Genomic DNA, 24,361 nt, shown 5'->3' with positions numbered 1-24,361 from the left:
TTTTTGGGGGGAGGATCATCATGAAGTACGCAAAAATGAAAAATGATCATTTATCTATAAATGAGCTACCTCGAGAGGACTATCAACGAATCTATGAAGCTAGTTTAAAAGAAAAAGTAACCTGTACGATATGTGGAAAACCCGTTCGTTTGTACATGGGGATCACCACTTCACCTTACTTTTACCACACTAATAAAGAAAATAATCAACAATGTGAAAAACAGCTTGTTGACATCCCTTCTACCTTGAATGCACCGCAAGAACCAATTGTTGAACAAATTTCATCGGAACAAGATGGATTCCGAATTCCTAAGTCTAGATCTATTGCAACAATAGAAAAACCAATCGTTACTGAATGGCGTCATCCAAAAATGTTGAAAGATCGATCTCCATTTACATTAAAAGTAAAAACACCATCATCACTTTTAGGCATACCACTCGATAGTGAGCAAAAGGAAGCTGTCATTGCGATCGAAGGTCCACTCCTTATCCTAGCTGGTGCAGGTAGCGGAAAAACACGCGTCCTTACCACTAGAGCGTTATATATGGTGGAGGAAAAAGCGATTGATCCAAGATCCATCATGCTTGTTACCTTCACTGCAAAGGCTGCTAAAGAAATGGAAGAGCGCCTTAAGAAAAATACAAAGCTCGCTACTAATCATCTTAATCAGCTTGTCATCGGAACCTTTCATAGTATCTTTTATAAAATGCTGCTTCATAACGATCGTGAAAAGTGGAATGGTCAGCATTTACTAAAATGGGATTGGCAAAAAGAAAAGTATCTAAAACAAGCATGTAAAGAATTAAATATTCCAGAAAAGGATTTCCCCTTTGACCAAGCCATACAACAAATTGGCTATTGGAAAAATACAATGATGGCACCTATGGATGTGCAGCCTATTGATGAGTGGGAAGAAAATGCACTTTCCCTTTACAAGTATTATGAAGAGCAAAAAATAAAATATGGACAATTCGATTTTGATGATATGCTCGTGAAATGCTATGAAATGTTAAACGAAAATCCTACTATACTTGAAATGTATCAAAATCGATTTCGCTACTTCTTAATTGATGAATTTCAGGATATTAATCCTGTTCAATATAAACTTATCAAACTATTATCGAACCATACGAATAATATATGCGGAGTTGGTGACGATGATCAAACTATTTATAGCTTTAGAGGCAGTGAACCCTCCTTTATCCTACATTTTAAAGATGAGTACCCTAAAGCAAAGATTGTAACTCTGTCAGCTAATTATCGATCAGATCATCATATCGTGTCATCTGCAAACGAGGTCATCTCTAAAAACAAACAGCGTTTAAGTAAAAAAATGGTTGCACAATATCAAACAGACCAATTTCCAGTATGCTTTTTCTCGTATGATGAAGAAGAAGAAGCAACCTTAATTGTAAACGACATTAAGGAAAAAATATCTGACGGTGCAACTCCTAATGAGTTTGCTATCCTTTATCGGACTCACACTGGTGGACGAGCGGTCTTTGAGCGTTTTGTCCAATCAAGTATTCCTTTTGTTTTTGAAAAAGGGCAGAATTCTTTTTATGAAAGAAAAATGGTTCGAGGTGCCCTTGCTTACTTACGTCTCAGTATTAATGCAGATGATACTGAAGCACTAACCGAATTGATTCGTGCTCTATTTTTAAAGCAATCTGTCTTAAATGATCTAAAAGCATTTTCAATCCTTCATGATTGCTCACTAGTTGATGCATTAGTACATTTAAAGGGACTTCCCGCTTTTCAATTGGCAAAGCTTAAAAGAGTCATACCTCGTATAGAACACTTAAAAAAGGAAAAACCGGTCATTGCTTTACAAATGATTGAAAAGGAACTTGGGTTTAATGATTATCTAAAAAAACAAGGCAATGAAGGAAATACGATGGAAAAAGGATCTGATGATCTTAATGATTTAAAGGTCGTGGCAAGAAAGTTTTCAACGGTTGAGGATTTTCTTCAACATAGCGAGCATATGGTATCCACTCAAAAAGCATTGAAGGGACAAAAAGTTACTCAGCAATCGGGGGTTCAGCTTATGACGGTTCACCGTTCTAAAGGTCTCGAGTTTAAATATGTTTATATCGTAGGTGCCGTTGACGGCTCGCTACCACATGATTTCGCGCTCGATTCTGCAAGAAAAGGAAAATATGAATATCTAGAAGAAGAAAGAAGATTACTCTATGTTGCAATGACTCGTGCTAAAGAACATTTAATGATCTCTATCCCATCTTATCGACGTGGTCGAAAGGTAGCACCCTCTAGATTTCTTAAATCATTATTATAGTATCTAAAACTAAATCATCCTACCAAAAAACCCTCACTGTTTTGAACGGACTTTGTCAGTGAGGGTTTTTTAGTATTAGATTTAGATGCTTTTAAGCTACTTTTTATTAATCATTTTTGAAATTGTTCCAAAGTCTAACTTTTCTTCTCCATTGACAATGGAGCGTACTATTTTATCTTCCATTTGCTTTGAAACTGGTTTATTAGCAATTTGAGAAACACGTTGAATAACACTACGGACTGTTTTTTCATCTTTAAAATTTGCACCTTGTAAAGAATTAGCTAAAGAAAAAACATCGTTCATGTTTACACCAGTTTTACTTTCTATATTTTTGAAGAACTTATTATCCATTTTCCCGCCTCCTTAATTAATGATATATAGTATGACTACCTAGGCGAAAGGTGATTACTATAGGAATGCAATGCTGAGAATAATAGTCTTTTCTCAACGATCTAACTAAAAGGCCTTTAATTGATCGCTATTTCCGCACAGATTGTTGCCTTTCGTCATTAAACTTCTTTACATAGTTAACTTTTTTTCTTGCTCATTTCATTAAATGACTTAGCCACTATCATTTAAAATAGATTCTTCATACGAAAAAAATCCAATGACTGATTTTTTTAGATTTCAGCAACAAACTTATAGAATAAAGCCTAATAAAGAAAGCACGAGCAGATAATGCTCGTACTTTTAACTAGATTTTATTTTAGCTATAAAATGATGCACCTACGATAATTAATAGGATAAATAATACAACGATTAACACAAAGCTGCTGCCGTAATAACTACCGCCGCCGCCACCATAACCATAATTACCACCACCGTAACCATAACCCATGTGCTAAACACCTCCTCTTGTCTTAATCCCTACACTATATGTTATTGAGGTTGTATTTGTTTGGACGAAAAAACAAATTGAACTAGCAATTTTATTTTTTATTTTTTATAAGCCATTGTTCCATCTCGAAAGCCGTTATCTCAATAGTCTGTTCAAACTCAACAGCAAGATCGTCAATTTCCTTTAGTTCTAATGATTTATTTTGAAGCTTCCGATCTTCACTTCGTTGAATTGTTTCATGTTGAAGATATCTCCTCTCGATGAATTTATTAAAGATCAATTCAATCATTTGCATCATTCCCAACTATAAAAGGCTATTGCTACTTATTCATATTAGCTAATTCACTAATCTTTGTTTTGGTTACAACGATCACTTCAAATAAATAAGGTTTCCCTTTAAATTTGTGCCACTATTGTTTTCATATTTATCCTTATCTCGTATCCATTTCGCTTAATGCTTTAACATTTTCATTCAAGGTGACATGGTATAACCATTCTTTTGCTCTTTACATATACATAACTATCTAAACAATTTTCACAATGAAAACCCTTTAAAAGCTATGGGAGCAAAAGAAATTCGCTGTGACATCCTAGAAACATTGAATTTCCTCATAATCAGTTATAAAATGAAAGACTAAGTGCTGAAGTTTCAGCTTTTTATTCAGTGGTTATAATCTTAATGCTAGGAGATCCTTAAAATGAAGACGACAATTTACAATGACCTTTTAAAAATTTTACATTCATCAACGATAAAAATGAATGAACCATTGAGTAACTATACATATACGAAAACGGGAGGAAAGGGCGACTATGTTGTAACACCACAAACGTACCAAGAAGTGCAAGGTGTATACAAATATGCTTTGGAACACAATATTCCTATAACGATATTAGGTAATGGTTCTAATTTAATTATAAAAGATGGTGGTATCCGGGGTATTGTTATGATGCTTTCGGAATTAAAAAACATTAAACGTTTAGGGGATCAAATTGTAGCCCAAAGTGGTGGAGCAATCATAGACACCTCTCGTTATGCATTGAAACAAACCCTAACTGGATTAGAATTCGCTTGTGGGATTCCAGGTTCAGTAGGGGGAGCTTTGTTTATGAATGCAGGTGCTTACGGTGGTGAAGTATCTGATGTCTTAAAAGAGGCTTTAGTATTGAATAACATTGGTGAACTTTTAACATTAACAAATGAAGAATTAGAATTAAGTTATCGAAATAGTCGAATTGCTAAAGAGAATCTTATCGTTCTAGAAGCAATATTTGAACTCAAACCTGGTACTTATTCAGAAATTAAGTCAAAAATGGATGATCTTACATTTCAACGGGAGTCAAAACAACCTCTTGAATTCCCTTCTTGTGGTAGTGTTTTCAAACGCCCACCAGGGTATTTTGCAGGAAAATTAATTCAAGATAGCGACTTACAAGGTAAGCAAATAGGAGGAGCACAAGTATCAACAAAACATGCGGGATTTATTGTTAATATTGATTCGGCAACCGCAAGTGACTATATTGAATTAATCCAATATGTAAAAGACACCGTAAAGAGTAAATTTGGGATTGAACTAGAAACTGAAGTGAAAATAATAGGTGAAAATAAAAATTAGAAAAGCACAAGGCGCCCGTTTATCGGCGAAAAGCATAAGACGAGCCGGCTGGAAGGTTGTTCTTTACCTTCTAGACGGATTGGCTTATGCCTCGAGCCGATGGCACATGGAGCTAGACAACATGAAAAGCACAAGGCGCCCGTTTATCGGCGAAAAGCATAAGACGAGCCGGCTGGAAGGTTGTTCTTTACCTTCTAGACGGATTGGCTTATGCCTCGAGCCGATGGCGCATGGAGCTAGACAACATGAAAAGCGCAAGGTGCCCCTTTATCGGCGAAAAGCATAACAAAAAAAGAAGTCTATTTCCCTATTATTGAGAAATAGACTTCTATATTTGTTCCATTAAAGATTGAGTTATACTAACCTTTATTCATACATACAATCTCTTATTTACAACCTAAAGAAAACATCAAAACATCCGTTTTAAACACTTCTTCAGATTAGTAAACTTCTATTCATAATCAGAGCTGAACAAATTTTGATTATTGACGTTTTTTTCTTTTCTTTCCACAGCCACAGCCGCTTTTTTTTGCTTTTTTTGTATTTGGTTTAGTAGAAGAATTAGAAACTGATTGATTTGAATTACTTGGCATTAGGGAAGGATATACATTTGCTTTTTTCATACCTAATCCCCACCTTCCTTTTTAAAATTCCGCTATTTTCTTCAACTCTATTAGTAAAGCTTTAGCATGTTACAGCTAAATTCGTATAGTAGTCCTTTTTACGAAAGACACAAGCTGTGTCAAAACAACCCATAGTAAAGAAAGATTGTTTGACGGTAATTAAGAAAGAAAACACTTTTTATTTATTCAGCATCTATATTCCATACTATGTTCAATTAAGTATTTGTTTCTAAGCCAACAGCCTAATCTATCAATTTCAAGATAATCGTCTCAATTACTCCAGCAATACCTGCTATAGCCAAAATAGCTATGATTGGCTCTGCACCTTGTGGCCAATAAAACCAAGCACCGTATAAAAGAAGCGCACACCAGACCCCGGTACACCAATAACAACTTAATAATTCACCAATCCACGCTCTCAATCCTTTTCCTTTCATTTCTATATAAATTTCAATAGCACCATCTTGATCAGTTTCTTCAACCTCCCTATGAAAAGGCCGACGAATGAATGCAGTAATCTTATCAAAGACAATAAGTCTGGTTAAGCGAAACGATGCAAATGCAAAAATGAAAAGTTGTAACCACGTCGTCATTTCCTCCACCCCTCTAAATCTTAATCCTTATAGATTATGAAGCAATACAACATTTATGATTAGGTACAAGTTTCCAAGTGAACTTTTTTGAATATCCTCCAATTAATTGCGTTAATTTTTGAAAACTGGGTCCTCATTCTAGGCATATGTCCCTTTGTACGAATGTCATAGAGTGATTGCTTAAAAATGGGTGTAAACTTGTATGTTTTACTCATACAAAAGTTAGTGCATCTGCATTATATACAATTAAGGGAAACACGGCTTTACACTATATTACTATCTTTAATCTAACTTCCCACGTCTCCAATACGTTAAAAAAACAAGCTTGTTTCCCTTTTAAACTCTTAATTAACGAAAGGAGTGAGTGTTAATGTCTACTACTAGATGGTCCGCTTTAGACGATTGCCATAACGAAGAAAGCACGCAAGGGGCTACGCAACTAAATGAAACAATTCAAGCTTCTGAGGAGTATATTCATATTAAAGACTCTTGCAAGGTTGAAGTAACTACAACTGATACTCAAGTTGCTGTATCTCTACAAGTTGCTATTCAAGTAGCAATAGCATTAGTTATTAACTTAACGATTGCTGATAGTGCTCGTGCTGAGCAGGTAACACAACAGTTACTACAGAACTCAGTAATCAAACAAGCAAACAAACAAAAGCTAATTATCGAAAACTCTCGCGACGTCACTATAAAAACAACTGATACTGATGTAGCGATTTCTCTTCAGGTTCTTATCCAGATTTTAATTGCCCTATTAGTTTCAATCGACATCTTATAATTCGCAATTTTTTACGCACACCATCAAATATCAGTAGTTTTTAATTGTTAAGACAAACCTAGTACTGTCGTCTATTATAAAACAGTAATTCTATATGGAATGAATATGGGGTATTAGTTTACCTAATCCCCTTTACCATATTAAAGTGAGGTGATAAACATGGCTGACAAAAAATTAAATCTTCAAGAGATCTCATCTACAATGATGCAGCTTTTTGTTCAGGATGTATTAAATAAAAACAATATTAATAAAGAAACTAGTAAATCGTTATCTGATGAGCAAAAAGAACAATTGAAAAAGGTAGTAGCTGATCTACAATCACAGGTAGATGAGTTTGTAAAAGGATCAAAAAAGACTGAAGAAGAAAATTCAGCTAACGTAACAGAAGCACCTAAAAACACGACGTTACGAGAAATGATGAAGAATAGAAAAAAAGAGAGCTAAGAACAATAGCTTAAGAGTATGAACTGGAGCACTCCTCAATTCGATATTCACTTATGATGTCGAAGTGCATATCCACTGTACAAGTGTTTTAGCATTTTGCTAAACAATTTAAAAATAGGCATTAAAACCAAGATGTTTGTCTTATACAAAAAGTAAATTCAAACATTTACTAATAGTACATTGAAAGGAGGAATTTAATAATGGAAGCAAGACCATATAAATGGGTAGCATTAGACGAAAAGTCATGTCATCCTTCAGAGTGTGATACGAAGCAAGAATGTTCAAATCAACATGGTGGACATCATCATGGTGGTCATCATGAAAATAGCGTGGGTAACTTTTTTGATACTGATGCAACAATAGGACAGCATGCAGCACAAGTAAATGAAATGGAACAAATCTCTTCAGAAACAATTATCGTAAAAGATTCTTGTGAAGTTGATGTCACTAGCACTGACACTCAAGTTGCTGTATCTTTACAGGTTGCACTTCAGGTTGCTATTGCTCTAGTAATCAACTTAACAATTGCTGACAGCGCTCGTGCTGAACAAGTAACACAACAATTACTACAACAATCAGATATTAAACAATTAAACAAACAAAAACTTATCATCGAAAATTCACGCCAGGTTTCTGTTAAGACGACTGATACAGATGTAGCAATTTCACTTCAAGTTTTATTACAAGTATTAATCGCATTAGTTGTTAACATCGACATTTTTTAATGAATGCTTAAAAAGGCAGGAGAACAACTCCTGCCTTTTTCTATACAGATTTTTATAAGTTTTAACAACTGTATTTTTATAGACTTTTATACGCTTCTCCCTCCTATTCATTTCGGTAGGTTCATTCCATTTACATACCTCTATTTCCATTCATTTCAAGTAAATAGAGATTAAAGAAGTCTAGCTCACAGCCTAAATAAATGGCAATAATATTTTCTGAATAATGAAAAGAGTGCCTAATATATAGATAAAAACCATAATAGGCGTTTCTTTTGAACCCATTATTCATTTTAGATGACAAACTTCAAGAATGTTTTATCATCTATAGACGATAACCCACACCAACTAGTCGATATACACATAGTCTGTTAAGGACTAAAGTCAAATAACTAATATTTAAGGAGATGACTTATCAATGGGTTGCAAAGAAAGAAGAGATAATGACGCTAATTGTGTATGTGATGCTGTAGAGCAAATATTAGCTGAACAAGAAGCTGTCGAAGAAATAAGCTGTCCGACTAGTTGCTACAGTAATTTATTAAGCCCAGCAGCTGGAGTAAATAGAGATACAATCCCTTTCATTTTAACAAATAAAAAGGGTGAACTTTTCAAAGCGTTTGGTAATATTGGTGGATTTTTAGGCGACATGACTTGCTTCAAAACTATCTATTTTCGTGTAGAAGCTGTTGAGGATTGCTGTGCAACACTTTCCTTACTTCGTCCGGTTGATGTTGATGGACATACAGAAAGCGTAGTAGATCCTTGTGATGAATGTTTCTTCGGATTAGAAAAAACTGATTTCTGTATTGAAGTAGACCTTAGCTGCTTCTGTGCGATTCAATGTTTATCACCAGAATTAGTAGGACGTATGGAAGAAAGAAAACATCATCACCACAAATAAAACGAAATCATTTAGACTGCTGACAAACAGCAGTCTTTTTTTGTTTATTAGCCCTTTTCTACTATGTGTGTCAAGAACAAATTCGCTTACGAAAAATGCACGAAAACATTCTTTTACTATGAAGTGTTTGGACTGCCTTTCTATATCTACAAAAAAACAGATATAAGCGATAAGAGTAAATAAGACCTGACTTTTATCATTTCTATGAAAATTAGGCTATTTGCCTAACACATTTTTAAGCCTAGCTACTTATACTAATAGTAGAAATGTTCAAATGGGAGGGAAGAATTATGACAAATAGGTTTCACTTTAATTGCGTATGTGCGGCCATTGAGAATATATTAGACCAACAAAATGCTGTGCTAGATCACTGTCCAACTAGCTGCTATAGCAACCTACTTAATCCCGTAAAAGCCCTTGGGGATACAATTCCATTCATGTTATTAAATGAACAAGGATCTCCGTTTAAAGCATTTGGGGATGTCGGTGTAAATTGCTTTACTACTGCATTTTTTAGAGTTGAAAGCACCAATCATTGTTGTTCTACATTGCGACTATTACTTCCTTTAGACTGTCATGGACAATTAGCACATGATGTGTGTGATGTACATGAATTAATCAAAACAAAAAACTGTGTTGAAATTGATTTAACCTGCTTCTGTGCCATTCAGTGTCTTTCACCTAGACTAGTGAACTAATTTACTATGATGACATTTTGTATGACGGTAAGCACATCAGTACGGGATCATGCTATTGATTTATCCACAAATGTTTTCAGGAAATAATTTTTATTGATAACATAAATTACCCTTTCTATCAACTTTGAAAAAAAGTTAGACACTGTTCTGTGACTAACTCTTTTTTACTGCCTCTTATATAACTGCCTTTATCCTAGGTAATTTTTAATTGCTACTCGGTTGTTACTTTTTTCAAAGATTTTATTTATCGTGTAGGTCCATACTGCTTTTTATCCGTTGTTTTCTAATTGAATGTAACCTTTACTTAAAAGCCTAATAAATTGATGGCCTTTATGCTCTTTAATGGTAGTTCAATTGGCTTAGTATGTGTTAATGAACGAATCAGTACGATCTCATTTTCTTCACTTAAGATGACACCTCGGTACTTTTCTTCTGATGTTTCAATTTGACACAGTGTGCGTGGCATGTTTTTAGGTAAGTTTGTAAAGAATTCAATTTTTTCATTGATATTCATTTGTGTTATCGGCTTTCTTTGTTTTCGATATTGTCTGGCTGACTGCTCTTGTTCAATTGCTTCTTCTTGAATGGAAGGGACCTCAACCTTTGGTATAATCTCTTCCGGTACTTCTAGGATTTCCCTTTTTTGTGTAACGGCTTCCTTCTCAATCGTTTGCACCTGTGATGGTACATGGTCACTGACTGTATTCAGTTTTGAGATTGCCTTTTTCGTAACAAAAGCTTGCATATTAACATTGATATTATCGTTATCTGGCTGAACAATGTACATAAGGGGTTTCAACGGATAATTTCTTCTTTGCTTATTGCTCATTTTTTTACCTCCCATACTTAAAAGAATGTGCACACTAAAACATGGTATGCCAAAGTGCTAGGTAATGTGCCTATTTCCTTACAATAAATGAAAATCGTAAGGGCAATGTTTTAGCCCGCCAAGCATAAGAAGTCTGGAGCTAGACACCTAGATCGATGTAAAAAGTACTTAGACATTCACATACGAAAAAAAACCTAATCCTTAATTGGATTAGGTTTTTACTTACTCTTGACTTGATCTTGTATTACCCCAAGATATGATATCCTGAATCTACATGTAAGTTCTCACCAGTCATACCTCTAGATAGGTCACTGAATAAGAACAATGCAGTATCTCCAACTTCTTCTGGTGTTGTTGTTCTACGTAGTGGTGATCGCTCTTCAATCTCTTTTAAAATTGAATTAAAATCACTTATACCTTTAGCAGAAAGAGTACGAATCGGACCGGCTGAAATAGAATTAACACGGATTCTATCTTTTCCAAGATCACTTGCTAAATATCTTACACTTGCATCTAGAGAAGCCTTTGCAACACCCATAACGTTGTAGTTTTGTAATACGCGCTCTCCACCTAAGTATGTGAGCGTAACGATACTACCACCCTCTGTCATAAGAGGTCTTGCTTCCTTGGCAACAGCAGTTAAAGAATATGCGCTGATATTGTGAGCCAATAAGAAGCCATCACGAGTTGTATTTAAATATTCACCCTGTAGTTCCTCTTTGTTCGCAAATGCGATACAGTGAGCGACACCATGGATGATACCTACTTCTTCTTTAATTGTGTTGAAGCACGTTTTTACTTCATCGTCATTTGTTACATCACAAGGTAAAACAATTGAATCATTACGCTCTAAAGAAGCTGCTAATTCACGTACAGATTTTTCTAGACGTTCTCCTGCATATGTAAAAATTAATCTTGCTCCTGCATTATGTAAAGACCGCGCAATTCCCCATGCAATGCTACGTTTATTTGCTACTCCCATAACTACAATATTACGTTCAGTTAATGATAAGTTCATGTTATCCTCCTAATATTGTTACATGTTATTAGTACCTGGTTATAATTATAGCATTAAATGATTTGTTACGCTATGTTACAAATGACTCTTATCGATAAATTTATGGAAGGTTGCTGCTGCTTCCTTTGGTGAATCCATTTGACTAATACCGCTTACCACTGCCACGCCATTTGCACCTGCACGATAAACGAGCTCTGCATTTTCTAACGTTATCCCACCAATTCCAACAATGGGAAAATCACATAATTCCGTAGTTGCTCTCATTTCTGATAGTAAGGTAGGTCCAACTACATCATGGGCATCGACCTTCGTCTTTGTTGAAAACATCGGTCCTACACCAATATAATCAGCACGATCTTTTATTGCCCGCTTCGCTTCTGCAATGGAATGAGTAGATACGCCTATCCACTTCTTATCACCTAGCTTTTTTCTAGCAATCTCTGCATTCGTATCATCCTGTCCGATATGAATTCCGTCTGCATTTAACTCAATTGCGAGGTCAATATCATCATTCACAATAAAAGGAACTTTATACTCCTTACATAGCTTCCTTAATTTATTCCCCAAATAAAGACAATCACTTCCAATTAAAGAGCCCTTCCCCTTTTCTCTGTATTGAAAAAGAGTAATTCCACCGTTCAAAGCCTCATGCAACGTTTTCTCCGGATCTAAATTAAGACAATTTATTGATCCCATAACAAAGTAGACCTTCAATGCCTTAGCAATTTCCATGACAAAAACTCTCCTTTACGAGCGACCGATTCATAAACGTTTACCTAACAGAGCAGTCAGTCTATATATGTCTTTATTTAAAACTATTCTTAACTTAATACTTTTCTTTTTTTAAAGGCCCAATGGTTTGTGGGACCATGTCCACTTCCAATTCCTAATTGATCCTCTATTGCTGCTTGTATAAAGGCCTTTGCTGTTTCGACTGCTTCAAATACGCTTTTTCCCTTACTAATTTCTGCGGTTATCGCAGCTGCAAACGTACAGCCTGTTCCATGTGTATGATTTGTCTGTTTTCGGATGCCTTCAAAATATGTAAAATCTAAACCATCATATAAAAGATCAACCACTACCCCGTTCTCTAAGTCATGTCCACCCTTCACTAGCACATACTTCGCTCCGAATTCCAACAATCGTTTAGCCGCTTCTTTTCTTTGTCCAATGTTTCCTATTACCATGCCAGTTAACACTTCTGCTTCTGGAATGTTGGGTGTCATTATTTTTGCTAACGGGAGTAATTCTTTAATCATTGCTTCCACAGCTTCTTCTTGCAAAAGGGATTGTCCCCCTTTTGCCACCATTACAGGATCAACAATAATATTCTCCCAGCCGTAATGTCTAATTTGCTGTGAGACTAATCGGATCATATCTGCATTATAGAGCATGCCTGTTTTAATAGCATGTGGTGTCAAATCTACTGCAACTGAAGTTATTTGAGATTGTAAAGCTTCTAGTGAGAGGGGAAATACACCTTGAACTCCTAATGTATTCTGTGCTGTAACAGCAGTAATAGCTGTCATTCCAAAGACCCCTAGCTCTTGAAATGTTTTTAAATCTGCCTGAATACCTGCCCCACCACCTGAATCAGAGCCAGCAATTGTTAATGCGCGAGAAATCCCCAACAATGTCCCCTCCTATATTTATCCAACATAACGATGATAAATCTTTTTCGCCTCTGCGATATCCTTTGTTCCATGAATAAGTGCCCTACCATCCTTAAAAAGAACGATACGGTGTATACCAAATGTAAATGACATTAAAAATGGATTTTCTAAAAAGGCATCAGCTAATGGTTTGACACGCTCTGAAATTAGTTCAAATGAAATTTGATTTCCGTTAGTCGGTCTAATTTGTACCGTATCTCTTCCACAAAGAACAGCAGCCTTTGTTTCCTTTTCTGCTGTTAAATATGGGTATACTGGATTTGTACCACAAGTTGGACAAGCATCATTTTTCAATCGCTCCATATTAATCGCTGAATATTGATTTTTCCACAAATCAAATGATACAAGCTTGCTACGTAAGTTTTCTTCGTCACCTACTAAGAGCTTTAAGACTTCTGTAGTTTGATGTGAAGTGACCATGTTTACAATCGGTGAAATAACACCTACAGTATCACATGTCATTCCATCAAAAGGGATATGCTTTAATAGGCAATGTAAACATGGTGTCTTCTTTGGAATAACGGTAAATGTTAGACCATAGCTTCCAACACAACCGCCATATATCCAAGGAATTTCATATTTTAACGAAACATCATTAATTAATAATCTCGTTTCAAAGTTGTCTGTTGAATCAACAATGACATCAACACCTTTAATCCACTCTTCAATATTAGCTGATGTGACATCTTCTACTAACGCAAGAATATCTACCTCAGAATTTATCTCTTGAAGATGAGTTTTTGCCGCAATCGATTTAGGTAGTCGGTTACTAGCATCCGCCTCTACATATAGCTGTTGTCTTTGAAGGTTGCTCCATTCTACATAATCTCGGTCAATAATCGTCAGCCTTCCGATACCTGCTCTGGCTAGCATTTCAGCATTTGCTGTACCTAGGGCACCGGCTCCGATAATTAACACATGCTTACTCTTTATCTTTTCCTGTCCACTCTCTCCAATGGGAGTAAATAATATTTGCCTTGAATACCGTTCCATTACGTTGTCATCATTCCTTCTGCAGGACTGCTAGCTGTTGCATATTCCTTTTTAGGTATTCTACCAGCTTCAAAGCCTAATCTACCAGCTTCAATTGCAAGCTTCATAGCAATCGCCATTTTTACTGGATCAACTGCTGCAGAAACAGCTGTATTTAATAGAACTCCATCAGCACCAAGCTCCATTGCAAGGGATGCATCTGAAGGAGAACCAATTCCTGCATCTACAATAACAGGAACCTTTGATTGTTCTATGATAAACTTTAAATTCAAAGGATTAAGAATTCCTTGCCCAGACCCAATCGGAGATGCCCCTGGCATAATTGCATGTACACCTAATTCTTCTAGTCGTCTCGCTAATACAACATCATCTGATGTATAAGGTAAAACGATAAATCCCTCTTCTAAAAGAATTTCACTTGCTTTTAGTGTTTCAACTGGATCAGGTAACAACGACCTGTCACAACCAATAACCTCAACCTTTATCATATCGCATAGACCAGAAGCTTTAGCCAGTTTAGCAATTCTTACAGCTTCTTCAGCAGTTTTTGCTCCTGCTGTGTTAGGTAATAACGTATAGTTTGAAACGTCTAATTGCTCCAAGAAATTTGGCTGTGATTCTTCAAAAATATTCATTCTTCTTACAGCAAATGTTAAAATCTCAGACTTAGACTTTGCAACTGCTTCCTTTTGTATTTCAAATGAAGGGTATTTACCTGTACCTAATAATAATCTTGATTGGAATGTTTTATCAGCTATTTTAAACATGTTTCATCCTCCTCCTACAAAATGAACGAGCTCAATTTCATCACCGTTTTGTATATTTGTCACTTCATAGACATCTTTTAAGACAATTTCTCTATTATGTTCCACTATAACTAACCGGTCTTCCAGTTTATAAAATGCAAGTAAGTTTTGAATAGTCTTTACCTCTTCATTTAAATCAACTAATTCACCGTTTAACTTAATTCCCATTTTAATCACCTCATTATCTGAGCATGTTTTCTCGTTAATGAAAATGCATGCACATATTCTTCTTCTATTTTTCTTTTCAATATGAGATCTCTTACCATTAATCCAGTTTTCGGTGCTAAGAGAACACCATTTCGATAATGACCTGTTGCAAAATAAATGTTTTCTCCTTCAGGATGCTGACCTATATAGGGCTTACCATCAATAGATTGAGGCCTTAGTCCTGCCCATGTATCTATTAGCTGAGCAGAAGCAAGGCCGGGTAGGATTGGAGTGACTTTTTCAATAAGAGCTTGAATTCCACCCAAAGTAGGTTCAGTACTCCAGTCATTTTCAATCATGGTAGCACCAATTACGAATCTACCATCACCTTTAGGCACAATATAGCAATGATCATGAAAGATCGTTTTGCTTAAATCTATCTGATTACTTTTAACTGAAAGACATTCACCTTTTACAGGTTTTATCCCTGCATCTATTCCTAATTCTTTAAAAAAGTGCCCACTCCAAGTACCATTTGCAATGACGACTTGGCTACAAGTGAAATCTGTTAGTGGAGTGGATAGCAAATATTCACCCGTTGCCGTTTTCTTTATCCTATGTACAGGTGTATGTTCTACTATATTTGCACCTAGTAAGCTAGCAGACTTGGAAAATGCTGCACAAACATGCACAGGTGAAACATGTCCATCCTCCTGTATATAAAGGGCACCCTTTATAGTTGAAGCCAGTGTTGGTTCGTTCCTTAGAACCGTCTCTTTTGAATGCCATTCCAAGGTGTTATGTTGTTTTTCTATATTCTTTAATGAAACGACTTCATCATCTGTCATTGCAAGCTTATACATTCCATTATCAACATGCTGAATATTAATCTGTGATAATTCAGAAAGTTCATCACGTAGTACTTGATAGTATCGTTGGCTTTCCTTGGCAAATTGAAATAAAGCATCATTGTTTTCTAGCTCTGAGTTCGCACCTAACATACCAGCAGCAGCACTTGTTGCGCCTGTGCCAACTTTATTACTCTCTAAGACAACAACCGAAAGACCTTCTTTAGCTAGCTGATAGGCGATCGATTGACCAATTATCCCACCACCAACAATTCCTACCTGATAATGTGTTTTCATGATATCCCACCTCTATAAACTACACTCTGTTTTAGTTCTCTTAAGTCATGGTTTGGTTTCTTACTTGCCATCACATATGACATAACTGCAATTCCAGAGATTTCAATTCCTACGAGTTCATGTATCGTTTCTGGAACAATTCCACCAATTGCTATCACAGGTATATCAACACGACGGCAAATGTCAGATAATTGCTGAACTCCTCTGGGCGTTACTTTCGTTTTTGAGCTTGTTTCAAATATATGACCAAACATAAGGTAATCCGCACCTGCTTGTTCACAGTCAATTGCTTCCTGAAGTGAATGTACTGAACGACCAATCCTTATTGATGAATCAAATTTTTTCACTTTTTCGATAGAGAAGCCGTGTCCTGGTAAATGAACATTAGGGATTTGATTCAGTAGTGCGACATCCATACGGTCATTGATCACTAGCTTACTTTTAGGTACGCCGTTTTTATTGACAATAGATAAAATTTCCATTATTTCAGCTGTTGATTTTGATTTCTCACGAATATGCACATAGTCAACTTCTTCGTGAATTAAAACGATTCGTTTTGCGAGTTCAGCCACGGTTTGTTTATTATCAGTAATAACATGAATCTCCAAGCTTCTCACCTTTTTCTTGATTGCTGTTTTGCATACTTTTTCAAAAAATTGGATAACGATCATTAGTAGACGCAAAAAAACACTTTCCCAGATAAGGAGAAAGTGGTTTACATACATAATTAGTATATGCTGTATTCCACTTCCCTACGCTGGTACAAGCCAGATCAGGTTTTGAGGGTCTTAAAGTATCACTTTAATCTCAGCCCTTTATATAAGGGCACCCCTAGCGGTAATTAATATTGAGTAAATGAACTGCAGAATTGAGTAGAGCTACTCTATTGCATTGATTTCAATAAAGATAGCTTTTATCTGCTACTTGCTCTGATGAACATTTTTATATCTCTATCATACCAAATGATTTCTATCTTTCAAGAGAAAGATCTTTTGACACAATGGTGAAAGGTTTAAATGTTTAAAATTCAAGCTCAAGTCGTAATTCATTCACATACTCTCTTGAACCAGTCACAATTAAACGATCTCCTAGCTTAAGGTCAGTATCTCCATGAGGGACAATTGAATCTTTTCCTCTAAAGATACGAACAAAGATGATATCTCCTGTAAATGGAAAATTACGTAATAGAATTTGATCGTATTTAGGATTATTTAAATTAATTTGATAAAGCATTGTTTCCTGATTCGTTAGTATTCTTATTACACTTGGCGCCTCAATAAGCGCCCGTAACATTGTCTTAGTTGACAATAAAGTAGAAAATATATCAATCCCCTTTTCTTTCAACTTAGCGTCTAATTCTGGGGAAGCAACACTCGCGATGATTCGGTCAACTTGTTCATCTTTTGCACTAAGAGCAATTTCTGCGTTCCGATCTTCATCACCTGTTGCCACAACTATTAAATCTACTTCAAAAGCACCTTGTTCCTTTAATGTCTCTAACTTAAAATTTTCAATTTCTTTAATTTCAAATAATGATTCAGATATTTGTTTATCCAATTTATCTTGGTGAATATGATAGATTGTTGTTTCATATATATCTGGATTAAGCTCTCGCGTTACGGGTAATGACATTTGATTTGCACCGATAAAAGCAACTTTAATCTTTTGATGCTCTGTTTCATTTTTAGGGAAAAGCTTTTTAAAGAATATTGGAGTAACAATGCTTGTTATAACAGCTACCAATATTAAAGCATTAGACATCTGGGATGTTATGATTTCCATTCTTTCCCCTATAGTTGCTGCTGCAATCACTAATGATAATGTTGAAGTTAACAGAAAGCCAGCTGCAAGAGTCGTTTTAACATCATACCAACGTCTTAAAAAGAGAATTGGTATTAGTTTCGAAATTAATAGCGCTATAATAAGCAAGGGAATTAATAATAAGATTTTAGGATCCTTAAATAGCTCCCATATGTCCAAATCTACTCCAACCATTACAAAGAATATCGGAATTAAAAAACCATAGCCGAATGAATCCAGTTTTTGTACCATTTCCTTATTGGGTGATAAAAGCGATACTAGTACACCCGCTAAAAAGGCACCTAGAATATTTTCAGCACCGATGGTTTCAGATATCGCTACTAAAACAATGATCAGTGTAAATACAGCACGTGTACCAATTTGAATCGTTCCCTTTGACATTGTTTCAATGAAAGATCGATTTTTGAATGACTTTCCTAGGAAATAAAAGGCAACACCAGAACCAAACAGTACTAATAATAACCATGTATTGCTGTCTCCACCGCCATAGATGGAGGCGAATACTGCCAATAAAACCATGGTAACTAAATCTGCGATAACAGCTACCAACAGAATAATTTGCCCAATATTGGACTTCATTATTTGTGCATCTTTTAACGTTGGTACAACAACACCTAAAGAAATAGTTGAAATAATTAAGGTCATTAAAAAGGCATTATCCATCAAGCCGGCCCAGACAAAGATATATGAAAGAAGTAAAGAAAGAACAAATACTCCTATAAATATAATTGTGGATATGTAAAAGGCATTTGGAACATTTTTACCCGATGGAAGCTTTTCCTTTTTCTTACCACTAGCAAAAGCTGTAAAGTCAATTTCAAGTCCACTTAAAAACATCAGAAAAATAAAGCCGAGCATTGAAAGGGTTTCAAGCCACATATCTTGGGACACAACATTAAAGCCACTTTTCCCAATAATTAAACCGATAATTATTTCTGCTACAACGACCGGCATAAAATGTAATTTAAATCGATGTAACAAGATAGGCGTAATAAAGGCTGCGATAATAACAATAACTAATGATGTAACGGATGCTCCATGCATCATATCCCTCCCTCAAATTAAGTATTTTGTTTTATTAAGGTTACAAGTGCCATTTCCAAAAAATAATTTCATCTTATTTTGTCCAAATAAGATTGGAGTAAGTACAGCAATTTCTCATATGAGTATTTATATCAAATATTGCATAAATAAAGTTGCCATGCCGAAATAAATTAAAATACTGATAATATCATTTATTGTTGTAATAAATGGGCCAGAAGCAACTGCTGGATCAACCTTTAAACGATGCATAATCAGCGGAATAAACGCCCCTGCTATTGTAGCAACTGTCAATGTTGCAAGAATAGAAATTCCTACTAATGCACCTAAGAAAATTTCTCCCTGCCATACAAAAACAACAAGCGTGACAACAATACCACAGATGGTGCCTGTTATTAAACCTGTACCCGCTTCTCTAAGAATCAATTTAAATGTACTTATTTCCTCAGCGTCTCCCACTGCAATTCTTCTTATTGCTACAGCTAGAGCTTGTGTACCAGTATTTCCTGCCATACCCGCTATTAGTGGGATAAAAACGGCTAATATCGCTACCTTATCTAACGTTTCTTCAAATCTACCAATTAGACTGGCAGTGAACATCCCTAAGAATAAGAGGATTATCAACCATGGTAGTCTCTTTTTTGCAGCCGAAAAAGGTCCATTGTCATTTGAATCAACATCTGTTATTCCTGCAAGCTTTGAGTAATCATCACTTGCCTCCTCATCAATTACATCAACAATGTCATCGACAGTTATAATACCCAGTAAATGTCCTCTGAAGTCTAATACGGGGAGAGCTAAGAAATTATAGTCCTTCATCTTTCTAGCTACCTCTTCTTGGTCCTCTGCTACACTTACAGAGTAAACACGTTCATTCATCACTTCAGATATCATCATTTCTGGTTCATTGATAATAAGATCTCTAAGAGAAATAACTCCTACAAGCTTTTTCTCTTCATCAACAACGAAAATGTAATAAATGGTTTCAGCGTTTGGAGCCTCATCCTTTAATATTTGCATAGCCGATTGAAGTGTCTGATTAGCATGGATTGAGATATACTCAGTTGTCATGATACTACCGGCCGTATACTCTTCATAATGAAGAAGTTCACGAATTTCTTCCGCTGCTTCATCATCCATTATTGTTAAATAGCTGGCCACCTGATCTTTATTTAGTTCGTTTAGGACATCAACGGCATCATCTGCATACATATGACCGAGCATTTGTGCAGCAAAAGTAGGGTCCATTTCAGAGAAATAGGTTTCGTACTGATCATCCTCATCCTCTATGTTCTCAAAAAGGCCTGCCATTTCCTCCGGTGATAGGAAATTGTATACAGTTAACCTATCTGTATCCTCTAACTTCACAAAAAACTTAGCTTGATCGTACGGGTGATGCTCTAAAAAAACCTCCCGGAAAGCATCAAAGTTTTGACTAGCTAAGGCAGAGAGTAAGGCTTCTTCTTCTAGTTCAACTTTTTCCTTTTCATCCGACATTTTATTCCCTCCTCTCTTAGGTGAAATTGCTTTTTCGAGTGATATAGAGATAGCCATTATCCACTTAGATTGGATTAGCTTAGAAAAGCGTTTATAGGACTGATTTTTCCTAGATTAGGAAAGACTATTTCCGCATAGATGAAAATAGTTTGTTTAGAAAAACGCTTTTAGACTTAATCTTGCTGGATTAGGAAGGACTCTTTTCGTTTTGGACTTGGTTATTTTCATTGAATTTTGCCTTAATTGTAATTTAAAAAATCCAAATGCCGATTTTTTCTGGGTGTAGAGCTATGAAATTTTATGAAAAGCTATTTCCTCACTTAGCTTTGAAAAAAGTTTTCCTGGATAGGTAGGGCTCTTTTCGTTTTAGACTTGGTTATTTTCATTGAATTTTGTCCTAATTGTAATTAAAAAAATCCAAATGCCGATTTTTTCTTGGTGTAGAGCTAGGAACTTATATGAAAAGAGCTTTATAATCAATATAATATTCTATAAGAATTCAGTAGAGCAACATAAATAATAACCTTTATGAAAATTTAACATTTTACAACGACATATTTTCCCCAGATATCACCGTGAATGAGAGCTATTTCTTTTATCATTCAAAGTCCCAACTATTATTAAACCTCTTAGCAGCGCACAAATATGAAGCACAAAATACTAATTGTATCACTTATTAAATATCGGTCTTTTTATTCAAATATAAGATTAGATATTTGCAAATTGTTCACAATCAATTAAGATGGTTAATGATACAATGACAGGGAAGTTAATTTCAAGTTTAAAGATTAGAAAGGGATCAACTATGACATCTGACAAATCCTCACAACAACGAATTGATTATACGTTGATATTTATAATGTTCCTATTAGCAATTGTTAGTTCGATCGCTATTGATAGCGCGGAGGCTACCCTACCGCCAGTATTACAAAATATAAATTTTTCAATAAGACAAATACAATGGTATGTCATTGGTACTGTAGCTGTAGTGATCACAATGCTGATTGATTATGACCGTTTTAAACAGCTTGCTTGGTATTTATATGGATTTGGTTTGCTTCTTTTGCTCGGGTTAGAGGTTTTACCCTCACCAATTGTTCAAACCATCAAAGGAGCTACCAGTTGGTACCAACTAGGACCTTTAGGTAATTTTCAACCTTCAGAATTAATGAAGATTATTTTAATTATTGTTCTGAGTAAGATTATTGCCGAACATCGTGAATCATACCCGAAAAATACATTATCAGATGATTTTCTTCTAATAGGTAAACTAATTGCTACTACTGCCCCTCCTATTCTGCTCTTAATTAGACAACCGGATATGGGAATGACTATGGTATTTTGTGCTATTATTGCTTCCCTCCTATTAGTATCTGGAATCAAGTGGGGAATTATTTTAACAGCTGCTATATCAGTACTTTTAGCTATAGGTTCATTCGTGATTATTTTTATAAAATTCCCTGACTTTTTGTTGAAATATATTTTGCGTGGTGAGGCCTATCAGCTTGATCGATTTTATGGCTGGCTAAACCCTTACGAATATTCAGGAGAACAAGGCTTCCAGTTAGTGAAATCGCTCCTAGCAATTGGCTCTGGGCAACTTAATGGGAAAGGCTATCAAAACTTAGAGGTCTATCTGCCCGAGGCACATACTGACTTTATCTTTGCAATTATTTCAGAACAGTTTGGCTTTATCGGAGGCAGTATCGTCCTTTCCCTCTTCTTCCTGTTAATTTACAGAATGATTCATATCTCGTTAGAAAGTAATGACCCCTTTGGTAGCTACCTATGTACTGGAATTGTAGGAATGATTACCTTTCAGGTTTTTCAAAACATCGGAATGACCATTGGTCTCCTACCGATTACTGGACTTCCATTACCATTTGTTAGTTACGGTGGAAGCTCACTTGCAACCTATATGGTTGCGATTGGTATCATATTAAATGTGCGATCACGTACTAGAACATACATGTTTGAGTAAAATATTGGTACCCTATTTAATGGGGTACTATTTTTTTTTGAGTTTGTGAGTTTGGGGACAGTCCCCAAACAGTCTCTTTTCACACAATCAGACATATTTTCTAACTATGGTGGCCTGGCCCCAGCGCATAATTCCCCTTCCCCCTTCTAGTTTTGGTGATGGGAAATATATAAAAATAACCTTATGGGGCCTGGCCCCCTATTAGGAGGTCTACTGATGAGATTTGATGTGATTGGTGATATTCACGGGTGTTATAACGAGTTTGAGGAGTTGACGATAAAGTTAGGATATGATTGGGGATCAGGAATACCCATTCATCCAGAAGATAGAAAACTTTGTTTTGTTGGTGATCTAACTGACCGGGGTCCAGAATCTGTCAAAGTGATAGAGGTTGTTTGTCGATTAGTCAAAGGAGAAAAGGCTTATTATTCACCTGGTAACCATTGTAACAAGCTTTATCGATTTTTTTTAGGCAATAAGGTACAAATCACACATGGACTTGAAACAACAGTTGCCGAATATAAAGCATTATCTCCCAATCAACGTGAAATAGTGAAGCGTGATTTTATCTGGCTCTATGAAACAGCGCCATTGTATCAGGTACTTGATAAGGGTAACTTGGTTATTGCCCATGCAGGTATTCGCGAGGATGATATTGGAAAGACCAGTAGTGCTGTAAAAACGTTTGTATTGTATGGGGATATCACAGGAAAAACGAACCCAGATGGTACACCTGTACGTCTAGATTGGGCGCAAAATTATCACGGTGATTCGCTCATTATCTATGGACATACACCGATAAAAGAACCTCGAAGGGTCAACAATACGATTAATATTGATACTGGGGCTGTCTTTGGAAATAAACTTACTGCATTTCGTTATCCAGAAGATCAGCTGATCTCTGTCCATTCTTCTCTTCCATTCGATGAAACTAGATTTAAATAATGTCTCTAAATATTGAGAAACCAAAATAAAACCCACTTATTCTAGATTAAGTGGGTTCTCCGTAAATAACTCTTTCATATCGACCGGTAGTTGTGAGACAAAATGAAGCTCCTTATTTAAAAGCGGATGCCAAAATGATAACTGTGAACTATGAAGAGCCTGTCTAGTTATTCTCTTTCGATTACCTCCATATAAGGTGTCTCCGCAGAGCGGGTGACCAATGGATGCCAAATGAACACGAATTTGATGAGTTCTCCCAGTTTCAAGGACGATCTTAATATGGGTTTTGTTTTGAAAACGATGCAGCACTTGAAAATGCGTTATTGCTTCCTGACCAAATTCACAAATTTGTCGCTCGATTATACTGGTATTTTTTCGACCAATTGGCTTTGAGATTGTTCCTGATGATTCTTCGATTATCCCTTGAACAACCGCTTCATATGTTCGGTGTATTTCCTTTTTCTTTTGTTGATTCGATAATAAGGAATGTAAAAACCTGTGCTTTGCCACAAGCATTAATCCAGAAGTATCTTTATCTAATCTATTAACAATATGAACAGTCGAAGGTATTTGTTGTTGTTGATAATAATAAATTATTCCGTTTGCAATCGTGCCTGTTAGATGATCACGAGACGGTATCGAGGGAAGATTCGGCGGTTTATCTATGACTAAACAATGGTCATCCTCATATACAATCTGCAAAGGCACATTATCTGGAGTAAGCCCTGCTCCTCTTTCTTCCTTTGGAAAAATAACTGTCAGGATATCATTTTCCTTCAAAGGATAACGAACAGTTACATGTGAGGAATTTACGAGCAAATCCCCACCGTTAAATTTAATATCTGTTAATGCACGCTTGGAAATTTTCCTTTCTTTAACATAGTCTAAAACACACTTGCCTGCATCTTGGTTCGATATAATCCATTGTAGCTGAAATGTTTTCATT

Annotated in this window: 26 protein-coding genes and 1 riboswitch; of the genes, 9 read left to right on the top strand and 17 right to left on the bottom strand. The window is 35.8% G+C overall.

Features of this window, described 5'->3' with window-relative positions:
• Window positions 1–20: 20 nt before the first annotated feature.
• On the top strand, window positions 21–2,300 hold the full coding sequence (locus AC6CHR_RS02930) for a UvrD-helicase domain-containing protein (RefSeq protein ID WP_498246984.1): 2,280 nt from the start codon (window positions 21–23) through the stop codon (window positions 2,298–2,300).
• Between the two features lie 96 nt (window positions 2,301–2,396).
• Here AC6CHR_RS02930 and spoVIF read toward each other — a convergent pair whose 3' ends face one another.
• The 3 genes from spoVIF to yjzK all read right to left on the bottom strand — a co-directional run bounded on the left by spoVIF (window position 2,397) and on the right by yjzK (window position 3,427).
• Complete coding sequence (gene spoVIF, locus AC6CHR_RS02925) at window positions 2,397–2,651, bottom strand: sporulation-specific transcription regulator SpoVIF (RefSeq protein ID WP_498246983.1); 255 nt, start codon at window positions 2,649–2,651, stop codon at window positions 2,397–2,399.
• Window positions 2,652–3,006: 355 nt separating this feature from the next.
• On the bottom strand, window positions 3,007–3,138 hold the full coding sequence (locus AC6CHR_RS02920; protein ID WP_498246982.1) for a YjcZ family sporulation protein: 132 nt from the start codon (window positions 3,136–3,138) through the stop codon (window positions 3,007–3,009).
• A 91-nt stretch (window positions 3,139–3,229) separates the two neighbouring features.
• Window positions 3,230–3,427: a protein YjzK gene (gene yjzK / locus AC6CHR_RS02915; RefSeq protein WP_498246981.1), complete on the bottom strand. Its 198-nt coding sequence runs from the start codon at window positions 3,425–3,427 to the stop codon at window positions 3,230–3,232.
• A gap of 409 nt (window positions 3,428–3,836) precedes the next feature.
• Between yjzK and murB the strand changes: the two genes are divergently transcribed.
• Window positions 3,837–4,751: a UDP-N-acetylmuramate dehydrogenase gene (murB, locus tag AC6CHR_RS02910; RefSeq protein WP_498246980.1), complete on the top strand. Its 915-nt coding sequence runs from the start codon at window positions 3,837–3,839 to the stop codon at window positions 4,749–4,751.
• 482 nt (window positions 4,752–5,233) lie between these two features.
• Here the strand turns inward: murB and AC6CHR_RS02905 are convergent, their stop codons facing one another.
• The gene (locus AC6CHR_RS02905) at window positions 5,234–5,374 is read right to left on the bottom strand and encodes a hypothetical protein (protein ID WP_498246979.1); all 141 of its coding nucleotides are present in this window, start codon (window positions 5,372–5,374) and stop codon (window positions 5,234–5,236) included.
• 242 nt (window positions 5,375–5,616) lie between these two features.
• On the bottom strand, window positions 5,617–5,967 hold the full coding sequence (locus tag AC6CHR_RS02900) for a DUF1360 domain-containing protein (protein WP_498246978.1): 351 nt from the start codon (window positions 5,965–5,967) through the stop codon (window positions 5,617–5,619).
• A gap of 370 nt (window positions 5,968–6,337) precedes the next feature.
• Between AC6CHR_RS02900 and AC6CHR_RS02895 the strand changes: the two genes are divergently transcribed.
• The 5 genes from AC6CHR_RS02895 to AC6CHR_RS02875 all read left to right on the top strand — a co-directional run bounded on the left by AC6CHR_RS02895 (window position 6,338) and on the right by AC6CHR_RS02875 (window position 9,519).
• Window positions 6,338–6,751 (top strand): spore coat protein, encoded by a 414-nt coding sequence (locus tag AC6CHR_RS02895; RefSeq protein WP_498246977.1) that lies wholly within the window; start codon window positions 6,338–6,340, stop codon window positions 6,749–6,751.
• A gap of 159 nt (window positions 6,752–6,910) precedes the next feature.
• Complete coding sequence (locus AC6CHR_RS02890) at window positions 6,911–7,195, top strand: hypothetical protein (RefSeq protein WP_498246976.1); 285 nt, start codon at window positions 6,911–6,913, stop codon at window positions 7,193–7,195.
• 200 nt (window positions 7,196–7,395) lie between these two features.
• Entirely contained in the window at window positions 7,396–7,920 is a 525-nt protein-coding gene (locus tag AC6CHR_RS02885) for a spore coat protein (protein WP_498246975.1), read from the top strand.
• Between the two features lie 415 nt (window positions 7,921–8,335).
• Window positions 8,336–8,821: a CotY/CotZ family spore coat protein gene (locus AC6CHR_RS02880; RefSeq protein ID WP_498246973.1), complete on the top strand. Its 486-nt coding sequence runs from the start codon at window positions 8,336–8,338 to the stop codon at window positions 8,819–8,821.
• A 290-nt stretch (window positions 8,822–9,111) separates the two neighbouring features.
• The gene (locus tag AC6CHR_RS02875; protein ID WP_498246972.1) at window positions 9,112–9,519 is read left to right on the top strand and encodes a CotY/CotZ family spore coat protein; all 408 of its coding nucleotides are present in this window, start codon (window positions 9,112–9,114) and stop codon (window positions 9,517–9,519) included.
• Between the two features lie 304 nt (window positions 9,520–9,823).
• Here AC6CHR_RS02875 and AC6CHR_RS02870 read toward each other — a convergent pair whose 3' ends face one another.
• From AC6CHR_RS02870 to mgtE, 11 genes are all read right to left on the bottom strand, one after another.
• Window positions 9,824–10,348: a CotO family spore coat protein gene (locus tag AC6CHR_RS02870; RefSeq protein ID WP_498246971.1), complete on the bottom strand. Its 525-nt coding sequence runs from the start codon at window positions 10,346–10,348 to the stop codon at window positions 9,824–9,826.
• 244 nt (window positions 10,349–10,592) lie between these two features.
• The gene (gene fabI / locus AC6CHR_RS02865; protein ID WP_498246970.1) at window positions 10,593–11,366 is read right to left on the bottom strand and encodes an enoyl-ACP reductase FabI; all 774 of its coding nucleotides are present in this window, start codon (window positions 11,364–11,366) and stop codon (window positions 10,593–10,595) included.
• 75 nt (window positions 11,367–11,441) lie between these two features.
• The gene (thiE, locus tag AC6CHR_RS02860; protein ID WP_498246969.1) at window positions 11,442–12,098 is read right to left on the bottom strand and encodes a thiamine phosphate synthase; all 657 of its coding nucleotides are present in this window, start codon (window positions 12,096–12,098) and stop codon (window positions 11,442–11,444) included.
• Between the two features lie 89 nt (window positions 12,099–12,187).
• Entirely contained in the window at window positions 12,188–12,997 is an 810-nt protein-coding gene (gene thiD, locus AC6CHR_RS02855) for a bifunctional hydroxymethylpyrimidine kinase/phosphomethylpyrimidine kinase (protein ID WP_498246968.1), read from the bottom strand.
• A gap of 18 nt (window positions 12,998–13,015) precedes the next feature.
• Window positions 13,016–14,032, bottom strand: coding sequence for a thiazole biosynthesis adenylyltransferase ThiF (locus AC6CHR_RS02850; protein WP_498246967.1), 1,017 nt, complete (start codon window positions 14,030–14,032; stop codon window positions 13,016–13,018).
• Entirely contained in the window at window positions 14,032–14,799 is a 768-nt protein-coding gene (locus AC6CHR_RS02845) for a thiazole synthase (protein ID WP_498246966.1), read from the bottom strand. Before AC6CHR_RS02845 ends, AC6CHR_RS02850 begins: the two co-directional genes overlap by 1 nt.
• Window positions 14,800–14,802: 3 nt before the next feature.
• Entirely contained in the window at window positions 14,803–15,006 is a 204-nt protein-coding gene (thiS, locus tag AC6CHR_RS02840; protein WP_498246965.1) for a sulfur carrier protein ThiS, read from the bottom strand.
• A gap of 5 nt (window positions 15,007–15,011) precedes the next feature.
• Window positions 15,012–16,130 carry a glycine oxidase ThiO gene (gene thiO / locus AC6CHR_RS02835; protein ID WP_498246964.1) on the bottom strand — a complete coding sequence of 373 codons (1,119 nt, stop codon included), beginning with the start codon at window positions 16,128–16,130 and terminating at the stop codon, window positions 15,012–15,014.
• Window positions 16,127–16,855: a thiamine phosphate synthase gene (locus tag AC6CHR_RS02830; RefSeq protein WP_498246963.1), complete on the bottom strand. Its 729-nt coding sequence runs from the start codon at window positions 16,853–16,855 to the stop codon at window positions 16,127–16,129. The genes thiO and AC6CHR_RS02830 overlap by 4 nt, the downstream gene beginning before the upstream one ends.
• Before the next feature lie 7 nt (window positions 16,856–16,862).
• Window positions 16,863–16,973, bottom strand: a riboswitch (TPP riboswitch).
• A gap of 177 nt (window positions 16,974–17,150) precedes the next feature.
• Entirely contained in the window at window positions 17,151–18,998 is a 1,848-nt protein-coding gene (locus AC6CHR_RS02825; protein WP_498246962.1) for a monovalent cation:proton antiporter family protein, read from the bottom strand.
• A gap of 123 nt (window positions 18,999–19,121) precedes the next feature.
• Window positions 19,122–20,489 carry a magnesium transporter gene (gene mgtE / locus AC6CHR_RS02820; protein WP_498246961.1) on the bottom strand — a complete coding sequence of 456 codons (1,368 nt, stop codon included), beginning with the start codon at window positions 20,487–20,489 and terminating at the stop codon, window positions 19,122–19,124.
• Between the two features lie 805 nt (window positions 20,490–21,294).
• Between mgtE and AC6CHR_RS02815 the strand changes: the two genes are divergently transcribed.
• Window positions 21,295–22,470, top strand: coding sequence for an FtsW/RodA/SpoVE family cell cycle protein (locus AC6CHR_RS02815; RefSeq protein WP_498246959.1), 1,176 nt, complete (start codon window positions 21,295–21,297; stop codon window positions 22,468–22,470).
• A gap of 216 nt (window positions 22,471–22,686) precedes the next feature.
• Entirely contained in the window at window positions 22,687–23,415 is a 729-nt protein-coding gene (gene prpE / locus AC6CHR_RS02810) for a bis(5'-nucleosyl)-tetraphosphatase PrpE (RefSeq protein WP_498246958.1), read from the top strand.
• Window positions 23,416–23,451: 36 nt separating this feature from the next.
• Here prpE and AC6CHR_RS02805 read toward each other — a convergent pair whose 3' ends face one another.
• A complete protein-coding gene (locus AC6CHR_RS02805) occupies window positions 23,452–24,360 on the bottom strand; it encodes an RluA family pseudouridine synthase (RefSeq protein ID WP_498246957.1) in 909 nt (302 codons plus the stop codon).
• Between the last annotated feature and the right edge of the window lies 1 nt (window position 24,361).

Source organism: Metabacillus sp. GQ13, assembly GCF_059758525.1.
This window is presented reverse-complemented; position numbering and strand designations above follow the sequence as displayed.